19 protein-coding genes and 1 pseudogene are annotated in these 24,289 nt (G+C 71.4%); 3 read left to right on the top strand and 17 right to left on the bottom strand.

From position 1 onward, the window contains the following. From gltB to hisI, 8 genes are all read right to left on the bottom strand, one after another. The coding region (gene gltB / locus VHU88_10880; protein HEX3612179.1) for a glutamate synthase large subunit at positions 1-3,202 on the bottom strand (3,202 nt) is incomplete at its 3' end. A gap of 272 nt (positions 3,203-3,474) precedes the next feature. Beyond that, a complete protein-coding gene (gene lgt, locus VHU88_10875) occupies positions 3,475-4,413 on the bottom strand; it encodes a prolipoprotein diacylglyceryl transferase (protein HEX3612178.1) in 939 nt (312 codons plus the stop codon). A 40-nt stretch (positions 4,414-4,453) separates the two neighbouring features. Further along, positions 4,454-5,254, bottom strand: coding sequence for a tryptophan synthase subunit alpha (trpA, locus tag VHU88_10870; GenBank protein HEX3612177.1), 801 nt, complete (start codon positions 5,252-5,254; stop codon positions 4,454-4,456). A gap of 57 nt (positions 5,255-5,311) precedes the next feature. Next, on the bottom strand, positions 5,312-6,514 hold the full coding sequence (gene trpB, locus VHU88_10865) for a tryptophan synthase subunit beta (GenBank protein HEX3612176.1): 1,203 nt from the start codon (positions 6,512-6,514) through the stop codon (positions 5,312-5,314). Positions 6,515-6,570: 56 nt separating this feature from the next. Continuing rightward, the gene (gene trpC / locus VHU88_10860; GenBank protein ID HEX3612175.1) at positions 6,571-7,386 is read right to left on the bottom strand and encodes an indole-3-glycerol phosphate synthase TrpC; all 816 of its coding nucleotides are present in this window, start codon (positions 7,384-7,386) and stop codon (positions 6,571-6,573) included. 76 nt (positions 7,387-7,462) lie between these two features. Further along, positions 7,463-8,119 carry a Trp biosynthesis-associated membrane protein gene (locus tag VHU88_10855; GenBank protein HEX3612174.1) on the bottom strand — a complete coding sequence of 219 codons (657 nt, stop codon included), beginning with the start codon at positions 8,117-8,119 and terminating at the stop codon, positions 7,463-7,465. Then, positions 8,116-9,648 carry an anthranilate synthase component I gene (locus VHU88_10850; GenBank protein ID HEX3612173.1) on the bottom strand — a complete coding sequence of 511 codons (1,533 nt, stop codon included), beginning with the start codon at positions 9,646-9,648 and terminating at the stop codon, positions 8,116-8,118. The genes VHU88_10855 and VHU88_10850 overlap by 4 nt, the downstream gene beginning before the upstream one ends. Beyond that, entirely contained in the window at positions 9,645-10,094 is a 450-nt protein-coding gene (gene hisI, locus VHU88_10845) for a phosphoribosyl-AMP cyclohydrolase (protein ID HEX3612172.1), read from the bottom strand. Before hisI ends, VHU88_10850 begins: the two co-directional genes overlap by 4 nt. Positions 10,095-10,347: 253 nt before the next feature. Here hisI and VHU88_10840 point away from each other — a divergent pair, with 253 nt between their 5' ends. After that, entirely contained in the window at positions 10,348-12,057 is a 1,710-nt protein-coding gene (locus VHU88_10840; protein ID HEX3612171.1) for an AAA family ATPase, read from the top strand. 24 nt (positions 12,058-12,081) lie between these two features. Here VHU88_10840 and hisF read toward each other — a convergent pair whose 3' ends face one another. Further along, positions 12,082-12,855: an imidazole glycerol phosphate synthase subunit HisF gene (hisF, locus tag VHU88_10835; protein ID HEX3612170.1), complete on the bottom strand. Its 774-nt coding sequence runs from the start codon at positions 12,853-12,855 to the stop codon at positions 12,082-12,084. Positions 12,856-12,968: 113 nt separating this feature from the next. Between hisF and VHU88_10830 the strand changes: the two genes are divergently transcribed. Beyond that, positions 12,969-17,855, top strand: coding sequence for a hypothetical protein (locus VHU88_10830; protein ID HEX3612169.1), 4,887 nt, complete (start codon positions 12,969-12,971; stop codon positions 17,853-17,855). Between the two features lie 22 nt (positions 17,856-17,877). Here the strand turns inward: VHU88_10830 and priA are convergent, their stop codons facing one another. The 7 genes and pseudogenes from priA to hisD all read right to left on the bottom strand — a co-directional run bounded on the left by priA (position 17,878) and on the right by hisD (position 22,728). Next, positions 17,878-18,603: a bifunctional 1-(5-phosphoribosyl)-5-((5-phosphoribosylamino)methylideneamino)imidazole-4-carboxamide isomerase/phosphoribosylanthranilate isomerase PriA gene (gene priA, locus VHU88_10825; GenBank protein ID HEX3612168.1), complete on the bottom strand. Its 726-nt coding sequence runs from the start codon at positions 18,601-18,603 to the stop codon at positions 17,878-17,880. Positions 18,604-18,646: 43 nt separating this feature from the next. Continuing rightward, a complete protein-coding gene (locus VHU88_10820; protein ID HEX3612167.1) occupies positions 18,647-18,973 on the bottom strand; it encodes a hypothetical protein in 327 nt (108 codons plus the stop codon). Between the two features lie 71 nt (positions 18,974-19,044). Next, entirely contained in the window at positions 19,045-19,677 is a 633-nt protein-coding gene (hisH, locus tag VHU88_10815) for an imidazole glycerol phosphate synthase subunit HisH (protein ID HEX3612166.1), read from the bottom strand. A gap of 13 nt (positions 19,678-19,690) precedes the next feature. Then, positions 19,691-20,290: an imidazoleglycerol-phosphate dehydratase HisB gene (gene hisB, locus VHU88_10810; GenBank protein ID HEX3612165.1), complete on the bottom strand. Its 600-nt coding sequence runs from the start codon at positions 20,288-20,290 to the stop codon at positions 19,691-19,693. Between the two features lie 4 nt (positions 20,291-20,294). Beyond that, positions 20,295-20,903: pseudogene (locus tag VHU88_10805) on the bottom strand (aminotransferase class I/II-fold pyridoxal phosphate-dependent enzyme). Between the two features lie 12 nt (positions 20,904-20,915). Next, positions 20,916-21,398, bottom strand: a complete 483-nt coding sequence (locus VHU88_10800; protein ID HEX3612164.1) for an aminotransferase class I/II-fold pyridoxal phosphate-dependent enzyme — start codon at positions 21,396-21,398, stop codon at positions 20,916-20,918. A 4-nt stretch (positions 21,399-21,402) separates the two neighbouring features. Next, positions 21,403-22,728, bottom strand: coding sequence for a histidinol dehydrogenase (gene hisD / locus VHU88_10795; protein ID HEX3612163.1), 1,326 nt, complete (start codon positions 22,726-22,728; stop codon positions 21,403-21,405). 115 nt (positions 22,729-22,843) lie between these two features. Here hisD and VHU88_10790 point away from each other — a divergent pair, with 115 nt between their 5' ends. Continuing rightward, positions 22,844-23,512 (top strand): LON peptidase substrate-binding domain-containing protein, encoded by a 669-nt coding sequence (locus VHU88_10790; protein HEX3612162.1) that lies wholly within the window; start codon positions 22,844-22,846, stop codon positions 23,510-23,512. On the opposite strand, the gene VHU88_10785 is transcribed toward VHU88_10790, so the two are convergent. Next, a complete protein-coding gene (locus VHU88_10785; protein HEX3612161.1) occupies positions 23,408-24,109 on the bottom strand; it encodes a hypothetical protein in 702 nt (233 codons plus the stop codon). The two genes, VHU88_10790 and VHU88_10785, sit on opposite strands and share 105 nt — an antisense overlap. Positions 24,110-24,289: the final 180 nt, after the last annotated feature.

The following is a 24,289-nucleotide window of genomic DNA, read 5'->3' as shown; positions in this document are numbered from 1 at the left end:
CGCCGGCATGCTTGAGGGAGTTGAGCGGAGCTGCTCCAGTCCCACCGTCATGGCCGGAGATGAGGACCACATCGGCATGGGCCTTGGACACGCCGGCGGCCACCGTGCCGACGCCGACCTCGGCCACCAGCTTGACGTGCACTCGCGCCTGCGGGTTCGCGTTCTTCAGGTCGTGGATCAGCTGCTTGAGATCCTCGATCGAGTAGATGTCGTGGTGCGGCGGCGGGGAGATCAACCCGACGCCCGGCGTCGACCCTCGGGTTTTCGCAATCCACGGGTAGACCTTGTTGCCGGGAAGCTGCCCGCCCTCGCCGGGCTTCGCGCCCTGCGCCATCTTGATCTGGATGTCGTCGGCGTTGGTGAGGTAGTCGCTCGTCACGCCGAAGCGGCCGCTCGCCACCTGCTTGATCGCGCTGCGCCGGGCCGGGTCGTGCAAGCGGTCGGTGTCCTCGCCACCTTCACCGGTATTGGACTTGCCGCCGATGCGGTTCATCGCGATCGCCAGCGTTGTGTGCGCCTCAGCGGAGATCGAGCCGTAGGACATCGCGCCGGTCGCGAACCGCTTGACGATCTCGGTGACCGGCTCGACCTCGTCGATCGAGATCGGAGTACGCACGCCCTCTGCGAAGCGGAACAGACCGCGCAGCGTCATCAGCTTCGCCGCCTGCTCGTCAACCGCCGATGTGTACTCCTTGAACACGTCGTACCGACCGCTGCGCGTCGAGTGCTGGAGCTTGAAGACGGTCTGCGGGCTGAACAGATGCGGCTCGCCCTCGCGGCGCCACTGGTACTCCCCGCCGATCCACAACCGGCGATGCTTGTGGGGCACACGTGGGTACGCCTGGCGGTGCCGCGCAGCGACCTCCTCGGCGATGACGTCGAGCCCGATGCCGCCAAGCCGCGAGGTCGTACCCGTGAAGAAGTCGTCGATGACGTCCTGGCCCAGCCCGAGAGCCTCGAAGATCTGCGCGCCGGTATACGAGCTGACAGTCGAGACGCCCATCTTGCTCATGACCTTGAGGACGCCCTTGCCGAGCGCCTTGATGTAGTTGCGGACCGCCTTCTGCGGGTCGAGACCGCTGTCGATGACACCGGACCGGACGAGGTCCTCGACGGTCTCAATTGCGAGGTACGGGTTGACCGCGGCCGCGCCGTACCCGACGAGCAGCGCGACGTGATGCACCTCGCGGACGTCACCGCTCTCGACGATGAGGCCCACGCGGGTGCGCGTCTTCTCCCGGATCAGGTGGTGGTGCACGGCGCCGGTCAGCAGCAGCGACGGGATCGGCGCGAGGTCGGACTCGGAGTGCCGGTCGGACAGCACGATGATCCGCGCGCCGCCCGCGATCGCCTCGCTGACCTGCGCGCAGATCGCGTCGAGCCGCGCGGCCAGGGCCGCGCCGCCGCCGTCGACCTCGTAGAGGCCGGGAATGTTCACCGACTTCAGGCCCGGCTTGTCGCCGTCGGCGTTGATGTGGACCAGCTTCGCCAGCTCGTCGTTGTCGATCACCGGGAACGACAGGCCGACCTGCCGGCAATGGCTCGGCGTCGAGGACAGCAGGTTCACCTCGGGGCCGATCGAGGTTCCCAGCGAAGTGACGAGCTCCTCGCGGATGGCGTCCAGCGGCGGGTTGGTGACCTGCGCGAACAGCTGGGTGAAGTAGTCGAACAGCAGCCGGGAACGGCTGGACAGCACTGCGATCGGGGTGTCGGTGCCCATCGAGCCGATCGGCTCCGTGCCGGCCCGCGCCATCGGCACGAGCAGGATCCGCAGCTCCTCCTCGGTGTAGCCGAAGGTCTGCTGACGCCGCGTCACACTTGAGTGGGTGTGCACGATGTGCTCCCGCTCGGGCAGTTCGGCCAGGTGGATCATCCCGGCGTGCAGCCACTCGTCGTACGGGTGCTGCACGGCCAGGGCCGACTTGATCTCCTCGTCCTCGACAATGCGACCCTCGCGGGTGTCAACGAGGAACATGCGTCCTGGCTGCAGCCGCCCCTTGCGGACCACCGACACCGGGTCGATGTCGAGCACGCCGACCTCGCTGGCCATCACGACCAGGCCGTCGTCGGTGACCCAGTACCGCGAGGGCCGCAGGCCGTTGCGGTCGAGCACGGCGCCGACCAACGAGCCGTCGGTGAACGTGATCGAGGCGGGGCCGTCCCAGGGCTCCATCAACGCGGAGTGGAACTGGTAGAAGGCCCGCCGCGTCGGGTCCATGTCGGCGTTGTTCTCCCACGCCTCCGGGATCATCATCAGCACCGCGTGCGGCAGCGACCGCCCGCCCAGGTGCAGCAGTTCCAGGACCTCGTCGAAGCTCGCGGAGTCGGAGGCACCAGCGGTGCAGATCGGGAACAGCCGGTTCAGGTCGCCCGGGATCAGATCGGTGACCAGCTGCGATTCCCGGGCCCGCATCCAGTTGCGGTTGCCCATGACGGTGTTGATCTCACCGTTGTGCGCGATGTACCGGTACGGGTGCGCCAGCGGCCAGGACGGGAACGTGTTTGTCGAGAACCGCGAGTGGACCAACGCGATCGCGGTGGTGAACCGCCGGTCGGACAGGTCCGGGTAGAACGGCTCGAGCTGCCCGGTGGTCAGCATCCCCTTGTAGACCAGGGTGCGGCTGGACAGGCTCGCGAAGTAGGTCCCGGTCTCCCGCTCGGAGCGCTTGCGCAGCACGAACGCCTGCCGCTCCAGCCCCAACCCGCCGGGGGCGGCCGCGTACTCCACGGCCTGCGGCCCGCCGTCGGAGGCGACGAACACCTGCCGGACGTAGGGCACCGTCGCGCCGGAGGCGGCGCCGAGCAGACTCGGCGTGATGGGAACGGTGCGCCAGCCGAGGACCTTCAGGCCCTCCTCGGCGGCGACGCCGGCGATGCCGCGCTCGGCCTTGGCCCGCTCCCGCTCGTCCTGCGGCAGGAATGCCGCGCCGACCGCGTAGCTGCCCGCAGGGGGCAACTCGAAGTCGACGCAGTCCCGCAGGAAGGCGTCGGGCACCTGGGTCAGGATCCCGGCGCCGTCGCCGGAGTCGGGATCGCTGCCCGCGGCACCGCGGTGCTCGAGGTTGCGCAACGCCGTGAGCGCCTTGTTGAGGATGTCGTAGGAGGCGACACCGCTCATCGTGGCGACGAACGCGACGCCGCAGGCGTCGTGCTCGTGGCGACCGTCGTAGAGGCCCTGCGGTGCAGGAGAACCAGCAGGCAACGCGACTCCTGTCGGCTCGGAAGGGGACGACGCCGAGTGCGGTGAGGTCCGCACACGGCCGAGCGGTGCGGCGAATGGCTCGCCGCCGGTGGGACTTCCGTCGACGATGACGGTGGACCGAAGGTGCGCACCGTCGCGCTCGCGGCCGGCCGATCCGGTACGCGCGCCGCGGGTTGCCCGGCATGCGCCTGGAACCGACAGTTGGTGGCCCTCGGCGGAGCCGACCGATTTCCACCGCGGGACAGCTCTGGCCGAACGGCAGACACTTGAGCTTACCGCAGGTCGGGGCCCGGCCCGTCGTCGATCACGGGCGGGAGCGGTGCTCCGAGAGCCGGCGGATCCCCGGCGCCCACCGAAGAGGTGACCAAACCGTCCGGAACCGGTTTCGGCACCCGGTACGGCTGGGCCTCCCGCGTCGGGTGGCGGCGCCGGGACAGCACGAATGCGGTCACCGACCCGATGAACACGATCAGCGACATCCAGTCGTTCAGGCGCAGTCCGAGGATGTGCTCGGCGTCGTCCACCCGCAGCCACTCGATCCAGGCCCGGCCGACGGTGTACGCCGCGACGTACAGCCAGAACACCTGCGAGTGGCCGAGCCGGAACCGCCGGTCGGCCCACAGCACGAGCACCGCGATGCCGAGGCACCACAGCGATTCGTACAGGAACGTGGGTTGGTAGACGCCGACGTTCGGGGTGTTCTCCGGGCGGTGCGCCGCGTCGATGCGCAGCCCCCAGGGCAAGGTGGTCGGGCGCCCGTAGAGCTCCTGGTTGAACCAGTTGCCCCACCGCCCGGTCGCCTGGGCCAGCACGATTCCCGGCGCGACGACATCCGCGACGACCGGGGTCAGCAGCCCGCGCCGTCGACAACCGATGTAGGCCCCGAGACCACCCAGCGCGACCGCGCCCCAGATCCCGAGGCCGCCCTTCCAGATCTCCAGCGACCGCCATGGGTGACCGCCGTGCCCCCAGTAGGGCTCCGGGGTCGTGATCACGTGGTACAGCCGCCCGCCGGCGATCCCGAACGGCACGGCCCAGAAGGCGACGTCGGTGATCCCGCCGCGCTCGCCGCCGCGGGCGACCAGTCGCCGTTCGCCCAGCAGGATCGCGATGACGATGCCGAGGGTGATGCACATGGCGTAGCCGCGGATCGGGAACGGCCCGAGATGCCAGACGCCCTGCGACGGGCTGGGAATGTAGGCGGATCTCATGGCCCGGCCACCATATCTCCGCCCGGTCGGGGCCCCCCGGTCAGCGGCGCCGGACCCCGGCGGCCAGATCCTCGGCCAGTGCGGCGCACCCCGCGACGCCGACGGACAGGTCCGACGCGTCCAGCAGCGCCCGCACGAACGCCGAGCCGACGATCACGCCGTCGGCGAACCCGGCCACCTCGGCGGCCTGGTCTCCGTTGGACACCCCCAGGCCCACGCCGATGGGCAGGTCGGTGACCTCCCGAAGCCGGGCGACGAGGGCGGGCGCCAGGCTCGAGGTCTGGGCACGCGCCCCGGTCACGCCCATCACCGAGGTCGCATAGACGAACCCGCGGCAGGCCTCGGCAGTCATCCGCAGCCGGTGGTCGGTACTCGACGGCGCGGCCAGGAAGATGCGGTCCAGGTCGGCGGCCGCCGACGCGGCCAACCAGTCCGGCCCGGAGTCCGGAGTCAGGTCCGGGGTGATCAGACCGCTGCCACCCGCGGCGGCCAGCGCCTGGGCGAACCGCTCGACCCCGTAGCGCAGGACCGGGTTCCAGTACGTCATCACGACGACCGGGACGCCGGTGGCGGCGACCGCCTCGACGGTGTCGAGCACGTCGGCGATCCGGGTCCCGGCGGCCAGCGCCCGGTCGACGGCCTGCTGGATCGTCGGGCCGTCGAGCACCGGGTCGCTGTACGGCAGGCCGACCTCGACGAGATCGACGCCGGACGCCACCATCGCGGTCAACGCAGCGATCGCGCCGGGCTTGGTCGGGAAGCCGGCGGGCAGGTAGCCGACCAGCAGGCCACGATTCTCCTTGGCCGCGCGTTCGTACGCGGCCGCCACCTGACTGCCCATCAACAGTGCTGCCGGTGTGCTTGTCTCACTCGCTCGTTCCTCGCTCGTTCGAGTCGCTCACGTAAGCCCGAACCACTTCGCGGCGGTGTCCACGTCCTTGTCCCCGCGCCCGGACAGGTTCACCAGCACGACCGCGTCGGGGCCGAGTTCCTTGCCCACGACCATGGCCCCGGCCAACGCGTGGGCGCTCTCGATCGCCGGGATGATGCCCTCGGTGCGGCACAGCAACCGGAAGGCTTCCATCGCCTCGGCATCGGTCACCGGCCGATAGATGGCCCGGCCGCTGTCGGCCAGCCAGGCGTGCTCCGGGCCGACGCCCGGGTAGTCCAGCCCGGCCGAGATCGAGTGCGACTCGATCGTCTGGCCCTCGTCGTCCTGGAGCAGGTAGGACCGCGCGCCGTGCAGCACGCCCGGGGCCCCGCCGGTGATCGTCGCGGCGTGCCGGCCGGTCTCCAGGCCGTCGCCCCCGGCCTCGAACCCGTACAGGCGCACCGAGGCGTCCGGGATGAACTCGTGGAAGATGCCGATCGCGTTCGACCCGCCGCCGACGCAGGCGCAGACCGCATCCGGCAGGCCGCCGGTCAGTTCCCGCACCTGGGCGCGAGCCTCCTGCCCGATCACCCGGTGGAACTCGCGCACCAGGTACGGGAACGGGTGCGGGCCGGCGACGGTGCCCAGCAGGTAGTGGGTGTGCTCGACGTTGGCGACCCAGTCGCGCATCGCCTCGTTGATCGCGTCCTTCAGCGTGCGGCTGCCGGTGGTCACCGGGATGACCTCGGCGCCGAGCAACCGCATCCGGGCGACGTTCAGGGCTTGCCGCCTGGTGTCCTCCTCGCCCATGTAGACCACGCACTCCAGCCCGAGCAGGGCCGCCGCGGTCGCGGTGGCGACGCCGTGCTGGCCCGCGCCGGTCTCGGCGATGACCCGGGTCTTTCCCATCCGCCGGGTCAGCAGCGCCTGGCCGAGGACGTTGTTGATCTTGTGCGAGCCGGTGTGGTTGAGGTCCTCGCGCTTGAGCACCACCCGGGCGTTGCCGGCGTGCGCGGCGAAACGCGGCACCTCGGTGATCGGCGAGGGCCGACCGGTGTACGAACCGAGCAGCCCGGACAGTTCGGCTCGGAAGTTCGGGTCGGCCTGCGCGGCGGCGAACTCGTCGGATAGTTGGTCCAGCGCCGCCATCAAGGCCTCGGGGACGTACCGTCCCCCGTACTCGCCGAACTTGCCGTCCGCCCCCGACACCGTCGCCGCGGCCTCAGCCACAGCTCTCACCGGTGGCTTTCGAGCCACGGAGGCAGACTTCGTCCGTTCCGTGACTCTCAGCCACAGCGTGGATCCTTGAGCAAAGCCGGATGGGCGCCTGCCGCGACCAGGTCGGCGACGGCGGTGCGCGGGTCCTTGCCCGTCACCAACGTCTCGCCCACCAGCACCGCGTCCGCCCCCGCCCTGCCGTACTCGATCACGTCGTGCGGTCCGCGCACCCCGGACTCCGCGACGCGCACCACGTTCGGCGGCAGCAGCGGGGCCAACCGGCCGAAGGTGGCCCGGTCGACCTCGAGCGTATGCAGGTTGCGGGAGTTGACGCCCACCAATTTCGCCCCGGCGTCGACGGCGCGGCGGGTCTCCTCCTCGGTGTGCACCTCGACCAGCGCGGTCATCCCGAGCGACTCGGCGCGTTCGATCAGCGAGATCAGCGCGTTCTGCTCCAGCGCCGCGACGATCAGCAGCACGACGTCGGCACCGTGGGCCCGGGCCTCCCACAGCTGGTAGCTGGTGACCAGGAAGTCCTTGCGCAGAACCGGGATGTCCACCGCCGAGCGCACCGCGGTCAGGTCGTTGAGGGTGCCGCCGAAGCGTCGTTGCTCGGTCAGCACGCTGATGACCTCAGCGCCGCCGGCCTCGTACTCGGCCGCGAGACCCGCCGGATCGTCGATCGTCGCCAGGGCACCGGCCGACGGGCTGGACCGCTTCACCTCGGCGATCACGCAGACGCCAGGGCCGCGCAGTCGGGACAGTGCGTCGCGCGGGGCCGGAGCGCGCTCGGCGCGTTCCTTCAGGGCGTCCAACGAGACCGTTAGTTGACGTTCGGCGAGGTCCGCCCGGACGCCGGACAGGATCTCGTCGAGCACCGACACGAGGATTCCAATCGGTTGTGCGTAAAGGCAGGTGAGCAGCGACCCGAGTGACGCGGCGCACAGTGTGGCCCGAATGTTAGCCCGGCTCGGACGCACCCTCGGACGGGGGCTGCAGCGTCGGGTCCTCCCCGCGGTCCATCGCGCGCCAATGATCAAGCGCCGAGTCGGGGACCCCGGCCGGCGCGCTGGAAAGCCCGCTCGCGGCTGCCCGACTGTGCCGCGAGGACATCCCCGGCCAGGTCTGGCCGCGGTTCGCGGCCATGGTCGCGGCGCGGGCGAGCAGGCCCAACGCGGGCAACGTAAGCCAGAACCAGGCGCTGACCGACACGTGGTCGATGGACGCGGTCCCGGTGCCCAACGCCGCGCCGCCGCGGCCGGTCAGCCGGCCCGAGTCCCACGGGTTCAGCCCGTTCCCGATGCCGAACACCAGGACCAGGCCGAGCAGCGACATCAGGATGCCGATGATCCGCTTGGCTGTGCCGCGAGCCGCCCAGACCGCTACAGCGCCGGCCAGGAACGCGACCGCAACAGCCGGCACGGCCGGCGCGAGTGAACTTCCGCGGACCGCCAACGGCGCCTGCAGCGTCCCCTGGCTCGCGCGAGCGTGGACCCAGACCTGCTGTGCGCCCAGCAGGATCCAGACCGCACCGCCCACGCAGCACCCGAGGAAGACCGCGAAGTCGCGGCCCGGGCTTCGAGGCTCACGCAGCGGGCGCGACCGGCCCGCCCTCATGTGGGCGGGCGCAGCGTCTCGGCGACCGCGATCGCCCGCAGCACCGCCGCAGCCTTGTTGCGGCACTCCTGATCCTCGGTGGCCGGGTCGGAGTCGGCCACGATCCCGGCACCTGCCTGGACATAGGCCATCCCGTCGCGCAGCAGCGCCGTGCGGATCGCGATCGCGGTGTCGAGTTCGCCGGCGAAGTCCAGGTAGCCGACCACGCCGCCGTAGAGCCCGCGCCGGGTCGGCTCGAGCTCCTCGATGATCTCCATCGCCCGCGGCTTCGGCGCACCGGACAGCGTGCCGGCCGGGAAGCAGGAGGTCAGCGCGTCGAAGGCGGTGCGGTCGGCGGCCAACTTGCCGACCACCGTCGAGACGATGTGCATCACGTGCGAGTACCGCTCGACCGACATGAAGTCGACGACCTCGACGGTGCCGGGCGCGCAGACCCGGCCGAGGTCGTTGCGGCCGAGGTCGACCAGCATCAGGTGCTCGGCCCGCTCCTTCGGGTCGGCCAGCAGGTCCGCGGCCAGGGCGGTGTCGGACTCCGGATCCGCGCCGCGCGGTCGGGTGCCGGCGATCGGGTGCAGCATGGCCCGGCCGTCGGAGACCTTGACCAGCGCCTCGGGGCTGGACCCGACCACGTCGAAGCCACCCTCCGGCCCGCCGCCGGGGCCCGGGAAGCGCAGCAGATACAGGTACGGGCTGGGGTTGGTCAGCCGCAGCACCCGGTAGACGTCGAGCGCGCTGGCCGCGGTCGGCATCGCGAACCGCTGCGAGACCACGATCTGGAACGCCTCGCCGGCGTAGATCTCCTCGACGGCGGCGGAGACGGCGGCCATGTAGTCGGCGCGCTCGGTGCCCGAGGTGTAGTTCGGCTGCGCGGTCGGGTCGAATGCCGCCGCCGACGGGGCGTCGGGGCGGCTCAGGTCGGCCGTCATCCGGGCCAGTCGATCGACCGCGGAGTGGTAAGCAGCGTCGACGCCCGCGTCGGAGCCGTCCCAGTTGACCGCGTTGGCGATCAGCACGACCGAGCCGTCAGAGTGGTCCAGCACGGCCAGGTCGGTGGCCAGCAGCATCGCGAGTTCGGGCAGCTGGAGGTCGTCGACGGCCTTCTCGGGCAGCCGCTCGATCCGCCGCACGGCGTCGTAGCCGATGAAGCCGACCAAGCCTCCGGTCAGCGGGGCCGGCGCCGACGGCAGCGGCTCGGTGCGCAGGAACTCGACAGTGCCGCGCAGGGCCGACAGCGGGTCGCCGGTGGTCGGCACCCCGGCCGGCGGTCGACCGACCCAGGCGACCGAGCCGTCGCGCTCGGTCAGCATCGCCGGGCTGTGCACGCCCACGAACGAGTACCGGCCCCACACCCCGCCGTGCTCGGCGGATTCCAGCAGGAACGTGCCGGGCCGTTCGCCTGCCAGCTTTCGGTACAGCCCGACCGGGGTCTCGCAGTCCGCGAGCAGCCGCCGGGTCACCGGGATCACCCGGCGGTCGGCGGCAAGCTCACGGAACGTCTCCAGGCCCGGCTCGACGGCACCGGGGGTCATGAGGCCCGGCCCGCAGTGCCCATTGGGCGCTTGTGCTCCGCGCTCGTTCCTCGCTCGTCGCAGTCGCGCGCGGTGGCGGGAAGCGATCCGTCGTCGAAGCAGGTGCGGGTGCCGGTGTGGCAGGCCGGGCCCTCCTGGTCGACCTTCACCAGTAGCGCGTCGCCGTCGCAGTCCAGTGCCACCGAGCGGACCCACTGCCGGTGCCCGGACGTCTCTCCCTTGACCCAGTACTCCTGGCGACTGCGGCTGAAGTAGGTGGCGCGGCCGCTCTCGAGCGTGCGCCGCAGCGCCTCGTCGTCCATCCAACCGAGCATCAGCACCTCGCCGGTGTCCCATTGCTGGGCGATGGCGGCGATCAGGCCGTTGGCGTCGCGTTTCAGTCGGGCGGCGACGGCCGGGTCGAGGGCCGGGGCGGCCCCGGCGGGCGTTGCTTGCGTCACGGACATGCCCCAATTCTGCCGCGCCCACGAGTACCGGACGGCACACCGGGAACGGGACTACCGCAGGCCCCGCGAGCAGGCGGGCCCAGCCGGGGGCCGGGCAAGCCAAGTCTCTGTCGTCCCACCAGCGCCATCGCGACACACCGGATGCAGTAGACACACCCGTATGGATGCCCGGCTTGTCTAGAGTGTTGGTAATTCGATGACCCAGTAGCTATTTCCTCTTTGCCCAGTCATGACCCACGGTGGGAGCGTCCGCGTGAGCGTCAAGCATCCGGTCGACCCACCACCCGAGTGGGACCCGACATGGGACGATTCCCAACGGACCCCCGGCCCGCTACTGGGCCTGCTGGACCCCGAGGAGGGGCGAACCGAGATGAGCAAGCCCGTCAAGCGGCCCGGAATCCCCGGGGCATCGGGCGCGCCGGATGCGCCTGGCGGGGCCAACGCGTCCGGCGGGGCCAACGCGTCCGGCGGGGCCAACAGCCCGGAGCCCACCACCTCGCCGACCGCTCCGCGGAACGGCAACGCTCCCGGCACCACGCCCGGCACCACGACGCCCGCCGCGGCAGCCAATCCCCGCGACTGGATCTACGGGCAGCTCGGGCTCTCTCGGGACAAGTCCGACGACGACGACCCGGCGCGTCCGACCGGCCCGACCGGCCCCACCGCGAACGCGCCCCAGTTTGCGTACGACTACCAGCCGAGCGACTCGACGGATCAATCCTCCCCGTTCCCGCCGGGGTCCCTCGGCGGCGGAGGCACGGAGCCGGAGACCCGGGTCTTCCACGGCTTCCCGAAGCCGGGCACCGGAGGCGGGCTGTCCTCCGCCGAGCCGACCACGCCCACCGCGCCGAGTGCGCCGACCACGCCCAGCGTGCCGCGTCCGGCCGCTCGAGCGACCGACGCCGTCGACAACCCGTTCCGGGCCTACGACGAACGGGCCGCCACGGCGAACACACCCCTGACTCCGGCGAACAAGGCCCGGCGGGACGTGCTCCCGCCGACCCCGGCCGAGCTCAGCCAGTCGATGGCCAACACCGCCGACCGCTTGACCGCCGCCGACCTGGACCCGGAGAAGGTGCTGCGGCGTCGCCGCCGGGTCGCCCGGCGGGGCTGGCGCAAGGGTCTGCTGGCAGCCTCCGGCGGCGTGATCAACGTGGGTCCCTCGGGCCGGGAACGTCGCGACGTGGATTTCGGCGGGCGCGTCCAGACACCGATCACTGCCTGCCACCGGCTCGCGATGATCAGCCTCAAGGGCGGCGTCGGGAAGACCACGACCACTGCCGCACTGGGCTCGGTGTTCGCTGCGCTGCGGACCGACCGGGTCATCGCGGTTGACGCGAACCCGGACCGCGGCACCCTGGGCGACAAGGTGGTCACCGACCGCCCGAACGCCACGGTTCGCGACTTCGTGCGCCGGGCCCCCCAACTGGACCGCTACTCCGCGGTTCGGGAGATCACCGGGATGGCGAACTCGCGGCTGGAGGTACTGGCCTCCGAGACCGACCCGCTGGCCTCGACCCAGTTCTCCGAGCACGACTACCGGATCATCGCGGACATCCTGGAGCGCTACTACAACTTGATCCTGACCGACTGCGGGACCGGCCTGATGCACAGCGCCATGGTCGGTGTGCTCGCCAAGGCGGATCAGGTCGTGATCGTCAGCACGGCCAGCCTGGACGGGGCCCGCAGCGCGAGCGCCACTTTGGACTGGCTGGAGGCCCACGGCTACGGCGACCTGGCCCGGGAGTCGGTCACCGTGATCACGTCGGTGCGGCCGAAGGCCAGCACCGTCGACCTGGACGAGATCGTCGCGCACTTCGCCCGCCGGACCCGTGCCGTCGTCGCGATCCCGCACGACGAGCACCTGGCCGCGGGCGGGCAGATCGACCTACGGCAGATGAGCCGGGGCGCCTACGAGGCGCACCTGCAACTCGCCGCCGAGATCGCCGACGCCTTCGTCTGACGCGCCCCGCCCACCTCTCCGTGTTCAGCGGATGGGGTGGCCCGCGGCGCGCAGGGCGTCCTTCACCTGCCCGATCCGCAGGTCGCCGAAGTGGAAGACGCTGGCCGCCAGCACGGCATTCGCGCCCGCCTCGACCGCGGGCGCGAAGTCCTCGACCCGGCCGGCGCCGCCGCTGGCGATGACCGGCACCGTGACCACCTCGCGGACCTGCCGCAGCATCTCGATGTCGTAGCCGTCCTTGGTGCCGTCGGCGTCCATCGAGTTCAGCAGGATCTCCCCCGCGCCCAGTTCGCAGCCCCGGCGGCACCACTCGATCGCGTCCAGGCCGGTGCCGCGCCGCCCGCCGTGCGTGGTCACCTCGAAGCCGGACGGTGTGGGCGGTTGGCCCTCGGGCACCCGGCGCGCGTCGATCGAGAGCACCAGCACCTGGTTGCCGAAGCGGTCGGCGATCTCGGCGATCAGCGCGGGGCGGGCGATCGCCGCGGTGTTCACCCCGACCTTGTCCGCACCTGCCCGCAGCAACCGGTCGACGTCATCAGCGCTGCGCACCCCGCCGCCCACCGTCAGCGGGATGAACACCTGCTCGGCGGTCCGCGACACGACCTCGTAGGTGGTCTCCCGGGAGCCCGAGGACGCGGTGATGTCGAGGAACGTCAGCTCGTCGGCGCCCTCGGCGTCGTAGCGCTTGGCCAGCTCGACGGGGTCGCCGGCGTCGCGCAGGTTCTGGAAGTTGACGCCCTTGACCACCCGGCCGGCGTCGACATCCAGGCACGGGATCACCCGGACGGCGAGACTCACCCACTCAGCCTATCGACCACTACGCCATCAGGGTGTTCGCCCTCGGGCGGGTGCGCCGCGTCCCTAGCCTCCCGGAAGGGTGACCAGGCTCACCCGGGCCTTTGGGGGATTCCATGGACAAGCGTCGCCGCCGGTGGTTCACCGGCATAGCCATCGGCTCGGCCGTGCTGCTGGTGACCGGTGTGCTCCAGCCCCTGCCGCTGAGCTTCGGCGCGGCCCACGCGGACGACGAGATCACTGTGCCGCTGCAGAACGTGATCGACAACGTCGACGGCGACCTCGGGGACCTGCAGGACGCCCTCGATGCCGCGGCCTCGGCCTCCACGGCGTTGCAGACCAACGCGACGTCGTTCCTCAGCCAGCTCAAGTCGATCGTCGCCACCGCGCCCAGCGACCCCGCTGCCGCACTGACCGCGCTGGACAGCGCGGCGGCCGCGGAGGCGCCGGCGCTGGCCGAAACCGGTCTGACGCAGGCGCTGGAACTGGCCTCGAAGGTCGTCGCACCCAGCTGCACGACCCTCGGCGCGTTGACCGGACTGCTGTCCGGTCTCGGACTGGGCGGCCTGGGATTGTCGGGGGGACTGTTGGGGTTGTTGGACTCGCTCCTCGGTCCGTTGGCCGGGCCGGTGAACCAGCTGGATTCCGCCCTGTCCAACGCCGTGCAGAACTACTACACGCTGGCCTTCACCACCCTGCTGACCCCGGTGACCCTCCCGGCCGGGGTCTCCAGTGCCCAGCAGTACGTGACGCTGGCCCAGGAGCTGCTCAGCCTGCTCAAGATGAACTGGCACACCACGTACTACCCGCCCGGCGGGGGCACGCCGGTCGTGCGCGACACCCCCGGATTCCTGGGGCTGCCCACGGTGATCGACGTCGACGGCAAGCTCGGCCCCGACGTGTGCGGACTGATGAACTACAGCACCTCGACCGGGACGGTCACCCAGTCGATCTCCCGGCTGCCGTTGACCGCCGCGTTCCCGATGGACATCGCGGGCCAGTTCCTGGACAACACCGTCTCTGCCGGTTACCTGACCCAGGGCTCAGCGGCCCCGAGCAGCTTCCAGACCACGATCACGGTCGCCGCCCTGGCCGGTGGCTCGGGTTCGGGATCGACCACGGACACCAAGCTGTCCGGAGCGGGACCGACTTTCACACAGACGGCCGGCCTCTCCTCCGCGGTGCAGTTGAGCCTGGCCTCGACCAAGCCCCCGGCGACCTACCACTTCGCGAGCAGCACGCCCGGCGGCAGCGGCGGTAGCGGAACTCAGCTGAACTACACGGGCAGCGCCCCGTCCACCAGGTTCGCCTACTCCAGCGCCCTGGGCAGCCTGCACCTGGGCGTCGCGCAGACCCCCGGCGCAACCTCGTTCGAGTACTGCACCTCCGGCAAGGGTTTCTGCAGCAACGAGCCGGCCGCGAGCACCACTACCGAGACCGGCTCCATGCACTTCCTGGCGAACCAGCAGGTCCTGGTCGACCAGACCAGCAGCGCCGGGGCCACCACCTGTCCCGCCACTGCCCTGCTCGGCGACGCGCACCTGACCGGTACCGCGCTCTACCTCGCGCAGGACCCGACGGTCGCCGCCGGGCACGTGTGGGTGGACACGGCCAACCATCCGGTCAGTGGCTGCCTCGCCACGGCCTCGACGACCGGGACGCTGCCGGCCGGTTTCCAGGCGAGTCAGCGACTCGCTTCCTGGACCGGGGGCACGATCCTGAAGCCGGGCGCCGCGGTGAAGTCCGGAACGGTGAACTGCCCGACCGGGACCACCGTGACCGGCGGCGCCGCAGGCATCCTGTTCGGCCTGTCGCGCTACTTCTGCGCCTTCCCGCCGGTCAACACGACCGCACCGTCGATCACCGGCACGCCGCTGCGCAACCAGCCGACCGCCGGGAACCTCGGGGTCTGGACGCCCGGGGCGCCCAACACGCCGACCCTGACCGAGCAGTGGCAGCTCTGCGATTCCGCCGGCGACGCCGGCAGTTGCCAGGACATCGCCGGAGCCGGCGGCACCTCGTACACCCCGTCGGTCGGCGACTACAACGCCAAGTCCACCCTGCGGTTGAAGGTCACCGGCACCAACGCCGACGGCTCGGTGGTGGCCTACTCGGCCGTCAGCCCGCAGGTGGCCCTGCCGCCGGCCCCGACCAACACCGCCGCACCGGCGATCAGCGGCACCCTCGGTTTCGGTCAGAAGCTCACTGCGAGCTCCGGCACCTGGACGCCGCCGAACGGCCTGGGCTTCACCTACCAGTGGTACACATGCCCCGGCCAGTCGACGGCGAACTGCACCGCGGTGGCCACCGGGCCGACCTACACGACCGCCGGCGGCAACACGAACTACTACGTCATGGTCGCCGTGACGGCGACCGATGCATCGGCGCAGACCGGTACGGCGAACAGCACCTTCGCCTACATCCCGCCGACACCGACGTCGGTCACCGCCCCGGCGATCCTCGACGGAGCGACGGTGGCGACCGGCGGGCAGGTCTTCGTCGGCGACACGTTGAGCATCCAGAACCCGAGCAGCGACTGGACCAACGCGGCCGGCTTCACCTACCAGTGGCAGCACTGCGACAGCGGCAACCACTGCGCCACGGTGGCCACCACGCCGACCTACAAGGTCGCCGCGGGCGACAAGGGCGACACCCTGCTGGTCGCGGTGACCGCGACCAACCCGGACGGCACCCTGACGGTCCCGACGGCGGCCACCGGCACCGTCATCGTCAACGCACTGGCCGCGATCGCCCCGGCCCAGGTGCCGGACGGCACCGTCAACGCCTCCGCGCCCAGCAGCACCGGGACCACCTACCTCGGCGGGTCCTTCGACACCGTCGGTCCTCAGGTCGGCAACGCCGGCCAGGTCCCGGGCAGCAGCGCCACGGAGCCGACCAACTACGCCCCGAGCCTGGCCGCGATGGTCAGCGGCGGCACGGTCAACGCCGTGGCCTCCGACACCACCGGGGGTTACTTCCTCGGCGGTTCTTTCACCTCCGTGCTGGGCACCCCCTGCCCGGTGGTCGCCCACATCACCTCGGCCGGTGCGCTGGACCCGACCTACTGCGAGCCGTCGTTGGGCGGCACGGCTGACGCACTGGACTACGTGGTCAACGGGAAGATCAACTCCGCCGGCAGCGCGGTTCCGATCAACCTGCTCGCCGTGGGGGGCAATTTCGGTGCCGGCCACAGCCTGGCCCTGCTCGACAGCACCGGGCTGGCGACCTTCCCGGCCCAGCCGAACGGGACCGTCAACACGATCACCGACGACGGCAGTTCGGCGGACTTCTTCTACGGCGGTGCCTTCACGCAGATCGGTTCGGCCCCGGCGGGCAACCTGGGCGCGGTCATGCTCACCGCGGCTCCGTCGGCCGGCAGCGCGCCGCCTCTGGTGACGGGTGCCTACCCCGGGTTCGCCACCTGCGCCACCTGCACCGGGGCGGTCGTCAACACGATGACCGCGACGTTGGCCGGCCTGACGCCGGAGATCCTCTTCGGAGGCACTTTCGACACGGTGCGCACGACCGACGCGAACTACGCGGCAACCGGAACCGCGGTCGGGCGCAACAACGTCGCGGCAATCTCGGAGGCCAACCCGGGCGCGCAGGTCCTCAGCGGCTGGGCCCCGAACCCGAACGGTGCGATCACCGCGATCTCCACCGTCTCGATCTCCGGCATCGTCTACCTGGCCGGGAGCTTCAACACCCTGGTCAATGGCACGTCGACCTTCCCCGGCTACCAGGGCCTGGCCGAGTACGGCATCAAGAGCGGAGGTACCGCGGCCAACACCTCCGGTACCGCCTCGACGAGCAGCCCGAACACCATGTGGAAGCCGATGGTGGACAACGGCCAGGTTCTTTCCATGGTCACCGAGAGCAGCCTCGCCAAGGACGCCGGTGTGTACCTGGCCGGCAGCTTCACCTCGATCAGCGGCGTCTCCCGGCACCGCCTGGCGCACCTGGCAATTCCCGCCACGACCAACCCGGGCCCCGATGGCTGGAACCCGAACGCGGGCCGGACCGTGCGGGCGATCGCCCGACCGGCCTCGGGCCCGGTGATCCTGGCCGGCGGTGACTTCCAGGTCCTCGGCGGCACCACCCAGCTCAACGCGGCCGAACTGAACACCAACGGCACGTTCACCGGCTGGGCCCCGAACCCGGACGGACCGGTGAACGCGATCGCGGTCAACGGCACGACCGTCTACCTCGGTGGTTCGTTCGCCCACATCGGCGCCGGGGCCGCGACGGATCTGGCCGCGGTGACCGCCGCCGGCGCACTCGCGGCCGTAAGCCCGAACGCGGACGGGCCTGTGTCCGCGTTGACCGTGGCGAACGGGATCGTCTACGTCGGCGGATCGTTCGGCCACGTCGGCGGGGCAGCTCACAGCGACCTCGCCGCACTGAGCAGCAGCGGCACTGTCACCGGCTGGAACCCGTCGGTAGGCGGGACCAACCCGACGGTGTCGGCGATCGCGGTGAACGGCAGCACCGCCTACGTCGGCGGCAGCTTCACCTCCGCCGGCGGGCAGGCACGGAGCAATGTGGCCGCGATCGACACCGGCAGCGGCCTGGCGACGAACTGGAACCCGGGCGCGAGCGGACCGGTCGACGCGCTCGCGGTCAGCTCGAGCACGCTTTACGCGGGGGGCTCGTTCAACACGGCCGCCGGAGCCGTGGTGTCGAACGCGGCCGGGATCGACCTGGGCAGCGGCGTGGTCACCTGGAATCCGAACGCGAACGGGATCGTTCGGACGTTGGCCCTTCTCGGCCCGACCGTCCTCGCCGGCGGCGATTTCACCACGATCGGCGGCGCGAACCGGTCCTTCGTCGCTCAGTTGGACGGTTCCGGGAACGCGATCGGCTTCAACCCGGCGCCCAACGCACCGGTCTACTCGGTTCTGTCGACCACGGCCTCCGACGGCAACCCGCTGGTCGGGATCTTCGGGGCGTTCACCGCCATCGCCGGCAGCCTGACCGACGGCTACGGCTTCTTCGGCGGCTGAGGCCGGCCGGCGGCGGTGTCGCTCAGGACACCGCCGCCAACGCCTCCTCCAGCGTGAAGGCCCCGGCGTACAGCGCCTTGCCGACGATCGCGCCCTCGACGCCCAGGGGCACGAGAGCTGCGATCGCCCGGATGTCGTCCAGGCTGGAGACGCCGCCGGAGGCGACCACCGGCCGGTCGGTGCGGGAGCAGACCTCGCGCAGCAGGTCCAGATTCGGGCCGCGGAGGGTGCCGTCCTTGGTCACGTCGGTGACGACGTACCGGGCGCAGCCCTCGGAGTCCAGGCGGGCCAGCACGTCGTAGAGCTCGCCGCCGTCCCGCGTCCAACCCCGGCCGGACAACGTGGTGCCGCGGACGTCCAGGCCGATCGCCACCCGGTCGCCCCAGCGGGCGATCGCCGAGGCGCACCAGACCGGGTCCTCCAACGCGGCGGTGCCGATGTTGACCCGCGCACAGCCGGTGGCCATCGCGGCCTCCAGCGACTCGTCGTCGCGGATGCCTCCGCTCATCTCGACCTTCACGTCGAGCTTGGCCACGACCGTGTGCAGCAGGTCGCGGTTGGAGCCGCGGCCGAAGGCGGCGTCGAGGTCGACCAGGTGGATCCACTCGGCGCCGGCCGACTGCCAGGCCAGTGCGGCGGCCAACGGGTCGCCGTAGGCGGTCTCCGAACCGGCCGCGCCCTGAACCAGGCGCACCGCCTGTCCGTCGGCGACGTCGACGGCGGGAAGCAACTCCAGATGTGCTGGCATGCGAGGGAGGTTATCCAAGAGGTCGGTGTGAGCAGCGCCATGTTCAGCGGTCGAACAGCAACCGGGAGAGCACCGGCCCGGTGAGCAACGTGAACACCAGGACCAAGGCGCTGATCGCGAAGCTACGACCGAGGAACCAGGCGGCGATCTGGACCAGGCCCGCAACGGCAAGGAGCACCCGGTTGCGAGCCCGGCGGCGCGCGGCCAGCACCCCGGTCGGCCGGGACCGACCAGCCGGGAACAGCCCCCGCAGGCGGCCGATCAGTGCCTGCCGGCGAGCGGCCCGGGCGGCCCGTGCGCTGCGGTCGGCCGCCCGCGCGGCGATCTCGCGTTCGCGTTCGGCGCGCCGCTGCGCCCGCTCCTTAGCCATTCTGATGCATCGTCAGTTCTGTGTTTCAGTTCCGGCGTCGACTCGTCGCAAGCTCGGCCTCGCCGGGCCGTTCACAGGGTCCGGAGCCAGTTCTCCAGCAGGCGCGCGCCGGCGTCTCCGGACTTCTCCGGGTGGAACTGGGTCGCGCACAGCGTCCCGTTCTCCACCGCGGCGACGAACGGCTCGCCGTGCCGGGCCCAGGTCACCGTCGGCGGGACGTCCGGCGGGCTCACCGGCAGCGTCCACTCCCGGGCCGCGTAGGAGTGCACGAAGTAGAACCGCTCCCCCGCGACCCCCTCGAACAGCACGCTCTTCGCCGGAGCCTCGACGGTGTTCCACCCCATGTGCGGAAGCACCGGGGCGTGCAGGCGTTCGACCACCCCGGGCCATTCGGCGCAGCCCTCGCTGGTCACCCCGTGCTCGACGCCGCGTTCGAACAGCACCTGCATGCCCACGCAGATCCCGAGCACCGGACGCCTGCCGGCCAGTCGCCGACCGACGATCTCCGGGCCTTCCACCTTCCGCAACCCGGCCATGCAGGCCGCGTAGGCCCCCACCCCGGGCACCACCAGGCCGTCGGCGTTCTCCGCCGTGGCCCGGTCGGCCGTGACGGTGACCTGCGCACCGACGCGCTCCAACGCCCGCTGCGCGGAGCGCAGATTGCCCGACCCGTAGTCGAGCACCACAACCCGTTTCCCGCTCACCCCGCGCGCCACATCACAGGGTGCCCTTGGTCGAGGGGATGCCGGTCTCGCGCGGGTCGAGCGCGACTGCGTCGCGCAGCGCCCGGGCCACGCCCTTGAACTGCGCCTCGGCGATGTGGTGGGCGATCCGACCGCGCAGCACGTCGATGTGCAACGTGATCTGGGCGGAGTTCACGAACGACTCCCAGACGTGGCGGGTCAGGGTGGTGTCGTACTCACCGATCATCGGGGCCTGGCCCTCGGGCTCGGAGTGCACCAGGTACGGCCGGCCGGACAGGTCGAGCGCGACCTGGACCAGCGTCTCGTCCAACGGCACCAACGAGTTCGCGAACCGGCGCACGCCGACCTTGTCGCCCAGCGCCTGCCGGAACGCCGTACCCAGCGCGATCGCGGTGTCCTCGACGGTGTGGTGCGAGTCGATGTGCAGGTCGCCCTCGGTCTTCACGGTCAGGTCGAACAGACCGTGCTTGCCCAACTGGGAAAGCATGTGGTCGTAGAAGCCGATCCCGGTGGAGATCTCCAAGCGGCCCGTGCCGTCGAGGTCGACCTCGACCAGCACCGAGGACTCCTTCGTGACCCGCTCGACCCGACCGGTCCTGCGCCTACCTGACATGGCGTCAGTTTCCTTCCTGGGCGAAGAGCCCGGGCTGTGTCTTGCGCACCTGCCGTACCGCATCGAGAAACGCGTCGTTCTCGGCCGGGGTGCCCGCGGTGACCCGCAGCCAGCCGGGCAGGCCGACGTCGCGGATCAGCACGCCACGGTCGAGCACGGCCTGCCACACCGCGGCCGCGTCGGTGAGCCCCCCGAACAGCACGAAGTTGGCGTCCGAGGGCACCACGACCAGCCCGTCGCCACGCAGTTCGTCGACGAGTCGGTCGCGCTCGGTCCGCAACGCGGCCACCGTGCGCAGCAGGTCGATCCGATGCCGCAACGCGACGCGGGCGGCGACCTGGGTGAGCTCGGACAGGTGATAGGGCAGCCGGACCAGCAGCAGGCAGTCGACCAGTTCCGGGTCGGCGGCCAGGTAGCCCAGTCGCAGCCCGGCCATCGCGAACGCCTTCGACATAGTGCGCGAGACCACCAGACGCTTGCGGCCGGGCAGCAGGGTCAACGCGCTCGGGACGCCGTCGCGGGCGAACTCGGCGTAGGCCTCGTCGACCACCACGATCCCGGGCGCCGCGGCGTAGACCGCCTCGATCACCGCCAGCGGCAATGAGGTGCCGGTGGGGTTGTTCGGCTAGGTCAGGAACACCACGTCGGGCCGGTGCTGCTCGACCTGCTCCACGACCCGGGCCGGGTCGAGGGTGAAGTCGTCCTCGCGGAACCCGCTCACCCAGCCGGTCCCGGTGGCCACCGCGATCAGTCGGTGCATCGTGTAGGAGGGTTCGAAGCCCAGCGCGCTGCGCCCGGCGCCGCCGAAGGCCATCAGGATCTGCTGGATGATCTCGTTCGACCCGTTGGCCGCCCAGATCTGACGGCTGGTCAGATCGTGGCCCAGGTACTCAGCCAGCTCGGCCCGCAACGCGTCGGCGTCGCGGTCCGGGTACCGGTTCAGGGTCAGCGCCAGGTCCTGGACGGCGCTCGCCAGGTCGGCGGCCAGCGCGACCGAGGGCCCGTACGGGTTCTCGTTCGTGTTCAGCCGGACCGCGACGTCCAGCTGGGGCGCCCCGTAGGCGCTGCGTCCTCGCAGGTCGTCCCGCAGCGGCAGGGAGGTCTCCACCGGCTCAGGTCTCCCGAGCCGATTCACGGTGTGACAGCCGCACTCGAACCGCGTTGACGTGCGCGAGAAGCTTCTCGGCTCCGCCCAGGGCCTCGATGTGGCCGGCCACCTCGGTCAGGGCGGGCTTGTCGTACTCGACGATGTGCACGCTGCGCAGGAAGGAGTGCACCGACAGGCCGCCGGTGTGGCGAGCGGTTCCGCCGGTCGGCAGCACGTGGTTCGACCCGGCCAGGTAATCCCCGAGGCTCACCGGCGAGTACGGGCCCACGAAGATCGCGCCGGCGTTGCGGACCCGCCGGGCGACCGCGGCCGCGTCGGCAGTGAGGACCTCGAGGTGCTCGGCGGCCCAGTCGTCGACGACGGCCAGCCCGGCCACCAGATCGTCGACCAGGACCAGCGCCGACTGGTTGGCCAGCGCGGAGTCGACCTGGACCGTGTTCAGCGAGACCCCCCGCTGCTTGGCCACCTCGCCCTGGACGGCCTCGACCAGTTCCGCGGAGTCGGTGACCAGCATCGCGGCCGCGTTCTCGTCGTGCTCGGCCTGCGAGATCAGGTCGGCCGCGACGTACGCCGGGTCCGCGCCCGCGTCGGCCAGCACCGCGATCTCGGTGGGGCCGGCCTCGGCGTCGATCCCGATGACGCCCTTCAACAGGCGCTTGGCCGCGGCCACGTAGACGTTGCCCGGGCCGGTGACCAGGTCGACCCGCTCGCACTCCGCCGTGCCGTACGCGAACATCGCGACCGCCTGGGCGCCGCCGGCCGCGTAGACCTCCTCGACGCCGAGCAGAGCACAGGCGGCGAGCACCACCGGGTGCGGCCAGCCGTCGTTGTCGCGCTGCGGCGGCGAGGTGACCGCCAGCGACTCGACCCCGGCGACCTGGGCGGGCACGACGTTCATGACCACGCTCGACGGGTACGCAACGACACCTCCGGGCACGTACAGCCCGACGCGACGCACCGGCACCCAACGTTCGGTGACCACCCCACCCGGCGCGACCTCCACGACGGCGTCCGGGTGCCGCTGCGCGGAATGCACGATGCGGGCTCGGCGCGCGGCCTCCTCCAGCGCCAGCCGCACGACCGGGTCGAGATCGACCAGCGCCTTCTCCAGCACCTCGGCCGGGACGCGGGTGCTTGCCGGGCGGACGCCGTCGAAGCGCTCCGCATAGTCGAGCAGTGCGGCCACGCCCCGCTCGCGGACGTCGGCACAGATCGGGCGGACGGAGTCCAGGGTCGTCTCGACGTCGGCCGCGGCACGGGGCAGCAGCTCGCGGGGTACGTCGCCGGGCGTGCGGATCTGGCGGCCGCGCAGGTCGAGAACTCGGATCACCAGCCAATTCTACGGTCGCGCGGCTTCGCGAACCGGTAGCGAGGCGGACCGTCGGGCCCCCGACTGCATTTGGCGGCCATGTCCGGGCGGTCGGCGCCGCCATAGGCTGTGGGGCGTGCGCGAACGCCTCCCGCTGTTCCCGTTGGGGACGGTCCTGTTTCCCGGGTTGCTGCTGCCGCTGCACGTCTTCGAGTCCCGCTACCGCACGTTGGTGGCAGACCTGGCCCCGGACGGATCCCCCGGTGGGGTCTTCGGCGTGATAGCCATCCGGGCCGGCCGCGAGAGCGGGGCCGACGATCCGCCGGCCCTGCATCCGATCGGTTGCGCCACCCGGATCCGCGACGTGGAGTCGTTGCCCGACGGCCGCTTCGACCTGGTGACCTCGGGGACCCGACGGTTCCGGCTGCACGAGGTCGACGCCTCCGGGCGGTACCTGGTGGGCGCGGTCGAGTGGTTGCCCGAGGAGCCGGGCGACGCGTCCCCGGCCCTGTGCGCCGCAGTGGGCCGGGCCTACGGCGCCTACCGCGACCTGCTCCTGGCGGTGGCCGGACAGGTGCCCCGGATGTCCGGCCCGCTGCCGGCCGACCCGGTGGTGCTCTCCTACCTGGTGGGTGCCGCGATGCTGCTGGACGTGCGCGACAAGCAGGCCCTGCTCGAGGCTGACGACGCCGCCGAGCGACTACGCGTGGTGCTCCGCCTGCTCCACCGGGAGCGCGGAATCCTCGACCGGATCCCCTCCGTCCCCGGCACCGAGCTCCTCTCCGGCTCCACCAACCCCAACTGACGGCTGCTCCTGAGCGTCGGCGGGCTCGGTGTCGGACTGCTCGGCCTCCCCCTCCGCTTCCGCCTCGGCCGGCCGGGCCGGTCGTTCGAGGCCCGCGATCAGGCACACGTAGGACAGCAGCACGCCCACCGGCCAGGCCAGCAGGACGGCGTGCGCCTTGACGTTGATCATCGCGTGCACGGTCGACCCGTCGGCGGCGCCGAGGGCCGCCAGCGCGATCGGCGGCGGACCGGAGTCGACGCCGACATGCTTGGCGATCAGTGAGCCGAGCATCGCGGCGCCGGTGAGCCCGAGCATCGCGGGCAGCGCCCGTCGGTAGCGCCAGTAACCGAGCCCGCCGGCTATCAGACCGGCCAGCAGACCGATCGTCAGGAACCACGTGTCGTCGCCGATGAACTGGTCGGTGTCCTGGTTGTTGAGGTAGATCGAGCCGCCGAGGTTGATGTACGTCGGGGCCGGCGCGAGCTTCTCCCACAGCATGCCCACGTACGGGGCGACCCCGAGCAGCAAAGCCCCCGGGAACAGCGCGTTCCACAACACGCGGAGCACACGATTGGAGCGCAACCGGGCGACGGGGTTGCGCGCTCGGTCGCTCATCCGCCTAGTTGACCACAACGGGGGCGGTCCGACGGAGGCGACGCCCGCGCGCGGGAGATCCTCATCGCTCAACGAGCGACGGTCGACGCCCGCGACGAAGTGCCCGGGGCACCCGAATGGTCGTGCCGGGATACGGGTACCAGATTCGCGACCATCAGCGCCGCCGCGAGGACCACCACG

It is taken from the genome of Sporichthyaceae bacterium (genome assembly GCA_036269075.1).
Taxonomy (GTDB): Bacteria; Actinomycetota; Actinomycetes; order Sporichthyales; family Sporichthyaceae; genus DASQPJ01.
This window is presented reverse-complemented; position numbering and strand designations above follow the sequence as displayed.